The following is a 6,897-nucleotide window of genomic DNA, read 5'->3' as shown; positions in this document are numbered from 1 at the left end:
TGCTACCCCTAAGTTAAAATGAACCTTCTGCCTCTTTTTTTCATCCCCCAAAATTAAAAACTTTTGAAATTACCTCAGTATAATTTATATAAAATAGATACAGAATCCGGCTGTCGAAAATCTGGAGCAGACAGCATCAGAGTTCGAGGAAATCCTCAAGTTCGGTCAGACACTGCGGAGCGTTTCCGGGAGAGAGATAGACGAGATCCTCAAGCCGGATTCCGCCCCACTCGGGATAGTAGAGCCCCGGTTCGACCGTGACGACCTCCCCGCCGCGCAGCGGATTCGCATTGCGCGGCGAGAGGCGCGGAGACTCGTGGATGTCGAGCCCCACCCCATGACCGAGACCGTGGAAAAAACCGAACGCGGATTTCTCGTTCTGGCCGGTTCGGAAACCGGCTTTCTCCATGCTCGCGGCGGCCGCCCGGTGAATCTCAGCGGGATCGGCGCCCACAGCAATGAGCGACTTGCCCAGTTCCCGCGCGGCCAGCACCGCGTCATACGCTTTCCGGACGATCTCGGGCGCCCGCCCCCGGACCACCGTCCGGGTCAGGTCCCCCCAGTAACCGGTCTCCGCCGAGCGCGGAAAAATATCCATGACGATCGGGCGGTTCGCGAAGAGCGGCCCCGAACCGACGTTGTGCGGCTGCGACCCCTGCTCGCCCCCCGCGCAGATTGTTCCGGTCGGAAGCATCCCTAGCTTCACCATTTCAAGGTCGATCTCACCGCGCAGGATCTCGCTGGTCAGAACTTCGCCGTTCCAGATCAGCCGCCCCGCGGAATCGATATCGGTCTCGCGCAGCACGGCGAACGCACGGCGGCAGCCCGCCTCGCCGGCCCGCTGCGACCGGATGATCTTCTCAACCTCATCGGAAGTTTTGAACTCACGTTCCGGGAAAAACGGTCCGCTGTGCGCAACGACCGGAATGCCGTTCTTCCGCAGCTGATCCGCAAGAAACAGCGGAAAATCCTCCGGGACAAGATAGCCGTCCGCCCGCAGTTCGACCGCGAGTTTCGAGAGAATCTCAAGCCGGGAGGCACCGAACTGCTGCTCGGGCAGCACCTCCGTATCGGGCCGCGCCGAGCGCGAAGCCCGTCCGAACTCCAGCGCGGACATGACAACTCCGCGGCGCCCCGCACCGTCGTCGAACCAGATGAACTCATCCGGCGCGGAAAATCCGGCCGCATAACGCAAGTTGCTTGAGGTTTCTCCGGACGCGACGATCAGACGCACGATTTTGGGCATTTCCACACACTCCCCATTTGCAAAAAAACGTTTCCGAGGTATCTTATGGAGAAATATAGTATTCCCCCGGGCGGGTTTCAATCGAAAAAACGGGAGATTTTCATGAATCTGGAGTATTTCATTGTTCCGGCGGCCTCGTATCTCATCGGCGCGATTCCGTTCGGCTATCTGATCGGGCGGCTGCACGGGATCGACATCCGCAAGGTCGGCAGCGGCAACATCGGCGCGACGAACGTGACCCGGACCGTCGGGAAAGTACAGGGGAAAATCTGTTTCTTCCTCGACTTTTTCAAGGGGGCGCTTCCGGTCGCGCTCGTCAATTCCGTCTTCACTCAGGATACGGCAAATCTCGCACTTGCGGCGGGGCTGGCGGTGATTCTCGGACACATCTTCCCGATCTATTTGAAATTCCGTGGCGGCAAGGGGGTCGCGACGGCGGCGGGAGTCGCGCTCGCGCTCGCGCCATATCCGCTGCTGTGCGCGCTGCTGGTCTGGCTCGTGACGTTCCTCACGACCCGCTACGTGTCGCTCGCAAGCATCGTCGCGGCGGCGGCGCTGCCGGTGGCGGCGGCGCTCTTCTTCGGGCTCGGACTCCCGACGCCGTTCCCGCTCGGAGCATCGACGCTGATCTTCTTCACGCTCATCGCGCTTCTGGCGATCCTGCGTCACGTCTCGAACATCAAACGGCTGCTGAACGGAACCGAGAGCCGGTTCGGCAACAGTGCGGAAAAGGGGAAGCGGCAGTGAAAATCGCGGTTTTAAGCGACGGCGCCTGGGGGACCGCCCTGGCGATGACTCTGATCGACAACGGCCATGAGGTTGTCATGTACGGTCCCTTCCCGGAGTATCTCGCCGAAATGCGTGAAAAACATGAGAACGTCCGTTTCCTTCCCGGCGTGCGGCTGCCGGACGCGCTCGAATTTGAGCCGGATATCGCCCGCGCGGTCGACGGAGCGGAACTGCTGGTGCTTGCGACGCCGACCCAGTATCTGCGCAGCGTGCTCGCGACCCTGAAACCGCACTTCCATCCGGAAAAACATCTTCTGCTCGACGTGGCCAAGGGGATCGAAGTCGACAGCTGGCTTTTGATCCACAAGATGGTCGAAGAGGTGCTCGGGCCCAACCGGTACGCGGTACTCTCGGGGCCGAGCCATGCGGAGGAGGTGTCTCGCCGGGTTCCGACCGCCGTGGTCGCCGCCTCCAGGAATCCCGAGGACGCCAGATTTGTGCAGAAACTCTTCATCAACGACAACTTCCGCGTCTATACCGGCAGTGACGTCGTCGGTGTCGAACTCGGCGGGGCGCTCAAGAACGTCATGGCGATCGCGGCCGGGATCATCGACGGGATGAAACTCGGAGACAATCCGAAAGCCGCGCTCATGACCCGCGGAATCTCCGAAATGGGGCGTCTGGGCGAACTCCTGGGCGGTTCGGCGCAGACGTTCTCCGGATTGAGCGGCATCGGCGACCTGATCGTCACGTGCACGAGCGGTCACAGCCGCAACCGCCACGTCGGCGAAGAGCTCGGCCGCGGGAAAAAGCTCCCGGAAATCCTCCAGTCGATGGGAATGGTCGTCGCCGAAGGCGTCACCACGGCGAAGGGGGCCTACGCGCTCGCGCGCCGGGTCGGGGCGGAAACCCCGATCATCGACGAGATCCACGCGATTCTCTACGACGGACGCGACGTCCCGACCGCCGTCCGGAACCTCATGTCCCGCTCCGCCAAGCCGGAGCTCTGAACAGAAACAGAGACGATCCCGAAAATTTTCTTTTTTTTCGGGATCGTCCCTTGACTTTTTCCGGAAACTTTGTCATAATTAATGCTAAAGAGCAAAATCACTTTAGCACTTTTAGCAAAGCAGAAAAAATGAACCGGAAAGATCTGTTTCAATCGGCCAAACGATACGTTGTGACACAAATCGAGGAAGAACTCAAGACGGCGGAACGCAAGCTGCCGACTGCGCGCGAACTTGCCGGACTGGCCGGATGCAGCTACGGAACGATGCGGCTCGTGATGGCGGAACTGGAACGGGAGGGTTTTGTTTATCAACGGCAGGGATCAGGAACCTATCTCACGGAGCAGGCGGGGAAACTGGCAGAATCATTTCTGACGCGCAAGCTGCTCTACTTCCGCCCCCCGCACTTTGGAACGCCGAAGAACAGTTACAATGAATTTTTGACCGCCTCTCTTGAGGCGGAAGCATATAGACGCAACTGGAAAGTCACCACGGTAATCGTCTCATCGCATGATGAATTTCTCGCGACGGTGAGTCCGATCCGGGGACAGTACGACGCTGTTGCCTACGCACCGGTCAGTGATCTTTTTACTCTTGATCAGATTGCGGCTCTGCGGGTTCTTCAGGAGAAGCCGTTCGTGCTTTTCGACGATTATCTGAATACGTCGATATACAGTGTCACGATCGACAACCGACGTGGAGGCGCGATGGCTGCAAGTCTGCTTCTGTCGCAAAACCATCGAAAAATCGGGTTGCTGTTCGGCGAGCCCGGAATTCGCCCCTGCCAGGAACGGGCAATCGGTTTTTCCGAAATACTGGAATTCGCCGGAGTAAAACCCGTAATCATCGACGCGCATGTTGCGCGGGATGACAATCGTTACGACCGTGCTTATCACGCAATGCAGCTTGCGCTGAAGAGAGGACTCGATATCACTGCACTCTTCGCGATATCCGATTACAGCGCCTGGGGCGCCCTCGATGCCCTGAAAGATGCCGGGAAGCAGGTTCCCGGCGACGTCAGCCTTGTTAGTTTTGACGGCCTGCCGTTCCTTGATGAACTCAAACCGCGACTGACCTCGATCCGACAGCCGATGCAGGAGATCATGACACGGGCCTTTTCGATTCTTGAAGGAGAAAGGCCGAACGGTTATCAGACCATTCTGCCGCCAGTGTTCAAGCCGGGAGAAAGTGTCAAACACCTTCCCGAAGTAGCGGCACCGGCAGTTTTTCGACCACTGGCCAACAGGACTGGAGAGTATTCGATATGAACGCTGCCATCAATAATTTTAAGGAAGGAGAATTGCCATGAGCCGGAAACATTTCACACTGATTGAACTTCTGGTCGTGATTGCGATCATCGCGATTCTCGCCTCAATGCTGCTGCCGGCGTTGAATCAGGCGAGAGATCGTGCAAAGGCGAGCAACTGTGTTTCGAATCTCAAGCAGTGTGGAACCGCGCTTCTGATGTATGCGGATACGTTCGACGGGTGGATGCCGGACGGGATGGGATCAGATTATGCGAAAAACTGGCAAACATACCTGATTACCAGCAAATTAATCTCATCAAAAAACTCAAATCAAGTAGTATACCGCTGTCCGGCGGTCCCCTATCAGTCCCAAAATTGGGAAAATCCATTTGAGGTTTACGGTTTTAGGAGTGCGAATTGGTACTGCTCTAAAACAGAAAAACGTTCCGCCTCCACAGTGTTTCTCGTCGCGGACAGCTCCAAAGGGGGCAAAGCCACGGCACAGGCACCTTATGTCTGCATCAACCCGGGCTGGGACGATCCGCAGCGCGTGATCTTCCGCCACAACGGAATCGCGAATATGGTATTTCTGGACAACCACGTGGAGGGATTCCGTTCCGAGGGGATCAAAAAATATGAGAATTTTACCCGTATCTGGGGAACGGGCTTCTAATGGGAGTGAAAAAATGTGGAAGCATCTGATTGCCCGGCTTCTTCTGCCGCAGTTATTGATCATCGGTTCTCTCTCCGGAAGCGAAGTCTATGAGCTCGCTACCTCCCGGCCGCCGGACTCGGGCTCGGTGGAAAATCTGCCCGCGAGCTGGACCGGCGGATCGGCCAGGCCCGAAGCGGTGACGCTCTCCGTCCGGCTCGAAAAAGGGGATAGACTTTCGAAAATCGTGCTGACCTCCCGCTCCCCCAACAAATGGTGGTTCATCAGCGGAGTCACTCTCGAAGGCGTCCGGGAAGGCGAAGCGGTGAAACTCGCTGATGAAACGTGGTACTCGCGCGGCGAGGACAACTCCTCAAAGGAGTTTTCCCTGACGCTGAATCCCGGTGGAGAATCGTTCCCCGAATACCGGATCATTCTGCGCCGCCCCCATTGCTACATCCACATGCAGCTTATGAAACTGGAACTCTTCTTCGCCAACCGGATCCGGGCGGAAGTGCTGCCCCGCCGCACACTGGCACGCACCGGAGAAAAGCTTTCCGAATCCATGAAACTCGACAACCCATTCCCCTCCCCCGCCGCAGGGACACTGCGGTTGCTTTCAGGAGACCGTACCGTCTGGGAAAAATTTCTGACCATCCCTTCAGGCACAAGCGAAGTTCCCTGGGAGTTCACCTTGGGAAAGCCGGAAGAGTTCCGTCTGGACGTCAGGTTCGATTCGAAGGAGAAACTTTTTTCCGTCTGTTCGGGCCCGATCCGGATCATGCCGGAACGCAGTCCCTACCGCATGTCGATCGGCACCGCCCACGGTTCGGCACAGTCGGGAGCGCTCGGCTTCACGGTTCGCCACGACTGGAGCGACATCAACAACGTCTCGGATCAGAGTTTGAGCGCAGGAGTTCGAAATGATTCGCTCTTTCTCAGTCATTGCAACGTCAACTTCGAAACCGATGAGGACGGCCGTTTCATGGTCAACGCGGACGGCGAAACCCTGAAGAACATCGCCATGCATGTACCGCGCCGCCTCGGAGAAAAAACCGCCCGCGTACTCGACTCGCTCAATGGGCATCCCGGTCTCGAGGAGGTGGTCTACTACAACGAGCACGGTTATCACACGTGGCAGGTCAAGGGGCTGGCCGATTACAGTAAACACACGATGCGGCTCTACCGCGACTGGCTGAAGAAGCGTTACGGCCACATCGCGAAACTGAATCAACTGTACGGATCGGAGTTCCGGGATTTCTCCGAAGTCGAGCCGCCGCGCAAATTCACGGGCCCGGCCGCCGACTGGTTCGACTGGATGGAGTTCCGGCGATACAGCGTTGCGGAATATTTCCGCGAAGCGTACCGGTTGCTCAAACCGCACCTTCCCGATACGCCGCTCTCACCGAAACCGATCAATTTCGACTATTATGCCGCGAGCACGGCGACCGATCCGTGGCTGTTCCGCGACGCGTGCGATTTCTACGGTTACGACCTTTACCCGTTCCAGCGCGAGGGGTACCTCGATCCGGTGATGAGCCTCGACTTCCACCGGACACAGGTCGGGGACAAGACCTTGAAGTTCCTCGAATCGAACTTCGAATTCCGGCGCGTGAACCAGACTGAGAAAACCGCCGCGGACATGCACCTGCTCTATATGCCGGCCTTTCTGCACGGACTCAAGGGGGTCTACTTCTACTGCTGGCATCAGCCGTGGACAGAAAATCATCGCGGATTCTGGCTGCGTGAAGGCGACGGCGTGCTGACGCCGCAGGGGCGCGGCGCCGCCCAGGTCGCCAAAGCCGCTCAGACGCTCGCCCCCGTCCTGATGACCGGCCGCGTCCTGCCCGCGACGGCGGCAGTCTACTTCCCGTGGGAGGAGATCTCCCAGACGCCGAACGTCGCACCGATCTCCGCCCTGCGCGGAGCGTATAAACTCATGAGGTAATTTCAAAAGTTTTTAATTCGGCGGGATGAAAAAAGAGGCAGAAGGTTCATCTTAACTCTGGGACTATC

At 57.9% G+C, this 6,897-nt stretch carries 6 protein-coding genes; 5 read left to right on the top strand and 1 reads right to left on the bottom strand.

Features of this window, described 5'->3' with window-relative positions; all coding sequences use genetic code 11:
• Positions 1–136: 136 nt before the first annotated feature.
• On the bottom strand, positions 137–1,246 hold the full coding sequence (locus Q0K10_RS15315; protein ID WP_294508946.1) for a Xaa-Pro peptidase family protein: 1,110 nt from the start codon (positions 1,244–1,246) through the stop codon (positions 137–139).
• 102 nt (positions 1,247–1,348) lie between these two features.
• Between Q0K10_RS15315 and plsY the strand changes: the two genes are divergently transcribed.
• The 5 genes from plsY to Q0K10_RS15290 all read left to right on the top strand — a co-directional run bounded on the left by plsY (position 1,349) and on the right by Q0K10_RS15290 (position 6,829).
• Entirely contained in the window at positions 1,349–1,993 is a 645-nt protein-coding gene (gene plsY / locus Q0K10_RS15310; RefSeq protein ID WP_294508943.1) for a glycerol-3-phosphate 1-O-acyltransferase PlsY, read from the top strand.
• Positions 1,990–2,985 carry an NAD(P)H-dependent glycerol-3-phosphate dehydrogenase gene (locus Q0K10_RS15305; protein WP_294508940.1) on the top strand — a complete coding sequence of 332 codons (996 nt, stop codon included), beginning with the start codon at positions 1,990–1,992 and terminating at the stop codon, positions 2,983–2,985. Before plsY ends, Q0K10_RS15305 begins: the two co-directional genes overlap by 4 nt.
• Positions 2,986–3,113: 128 nt before the next feature.
• Complete coding sequence (locus Q0K10_RS15300; protein WP_294508937.1) at positions 3,114–4,250, top strand: substrate-binding domain-containing protein; 1,137 nt, start codon at positions 3,114–3,116, stop codon at positions 4,248–4,250.
• 37 nt (positions 4,251–4,287) lie between these two features.
• The gene (locus Q0K10_RS15295) at positions 4,288–4,902 is read left to right on the top strand and encodes a type II secretion system protein (RefSeq protein ID WP_294508934.1); all 615 of its coding nucleotides are present in this window, start codon (positions 4,288–4,290) and stop codon (positions 4,900–4,902) included.
• 13 nt (positions 4,903–4,915) lie between these two features.
• The gene (locus Q0K10_RS15290; protein ID WP_294508931.1) at positions 4,916–6,829 is read left to right on the top strand and encodes a beta-galactosidase; all 1,914 of its coding nucleotides are present in this window, start codon (positions 4,916–4,918) and stop codon (positions 6,827–6,829) included.
• Positions 6,830–6,897 lie beyond the last annotated feature (68 nt).

Origin of the sequence: uncultured Victivallis sp. (assembly GCF_944391105.1) — a bacterium.
Taxonomy (GTDB): Bacteria; Verrucomicrobiota; Lentisphaeria; order Victivallales; family Victivallaceae; genus Victivallis.
Note: the sequence above shows the minus strand (reverse complement) of the source record. Positions and strands in the feature narration are given on the sequence as shown.

Coding starts and splice junctions, on each gene's coding strand:
- Q0K10_RS15315 (WP_294508946.1), bottom strand. CDS start 1,246: ATGCCCAAAATCGTGCGTCTGATCGTCGCGTCCGGAGAAACCTCAAGC.
- Q0K10_RS15290 (WP_294508931.1), top strand. CDS start 4,916: ATGTGGAAGCATCTGATTGCCCGGCTTCTTCTGCCGCAGTTATTGATC.
- Q0K10_RS15300 (WP_294508937.1), top strand. CDS start 3,114: ATGAACCGGAAAGATCTGTTTCAATCGGCCAAACGATACGTTGTGACA.
- Q0K10_RS15295 (WP_294508934.1), top strand. CDS start 4,288: ATGAGCCGGAAACATTTCACACTGATTGAACTTCTGGTCGTGATTGCG.
- plsY (WP_294508943.1), top strand. CDS start 1,349: ATGAATCTGGAGTATTTCATTGTTCCGGCGGCCTCGTATCTCATCGGC.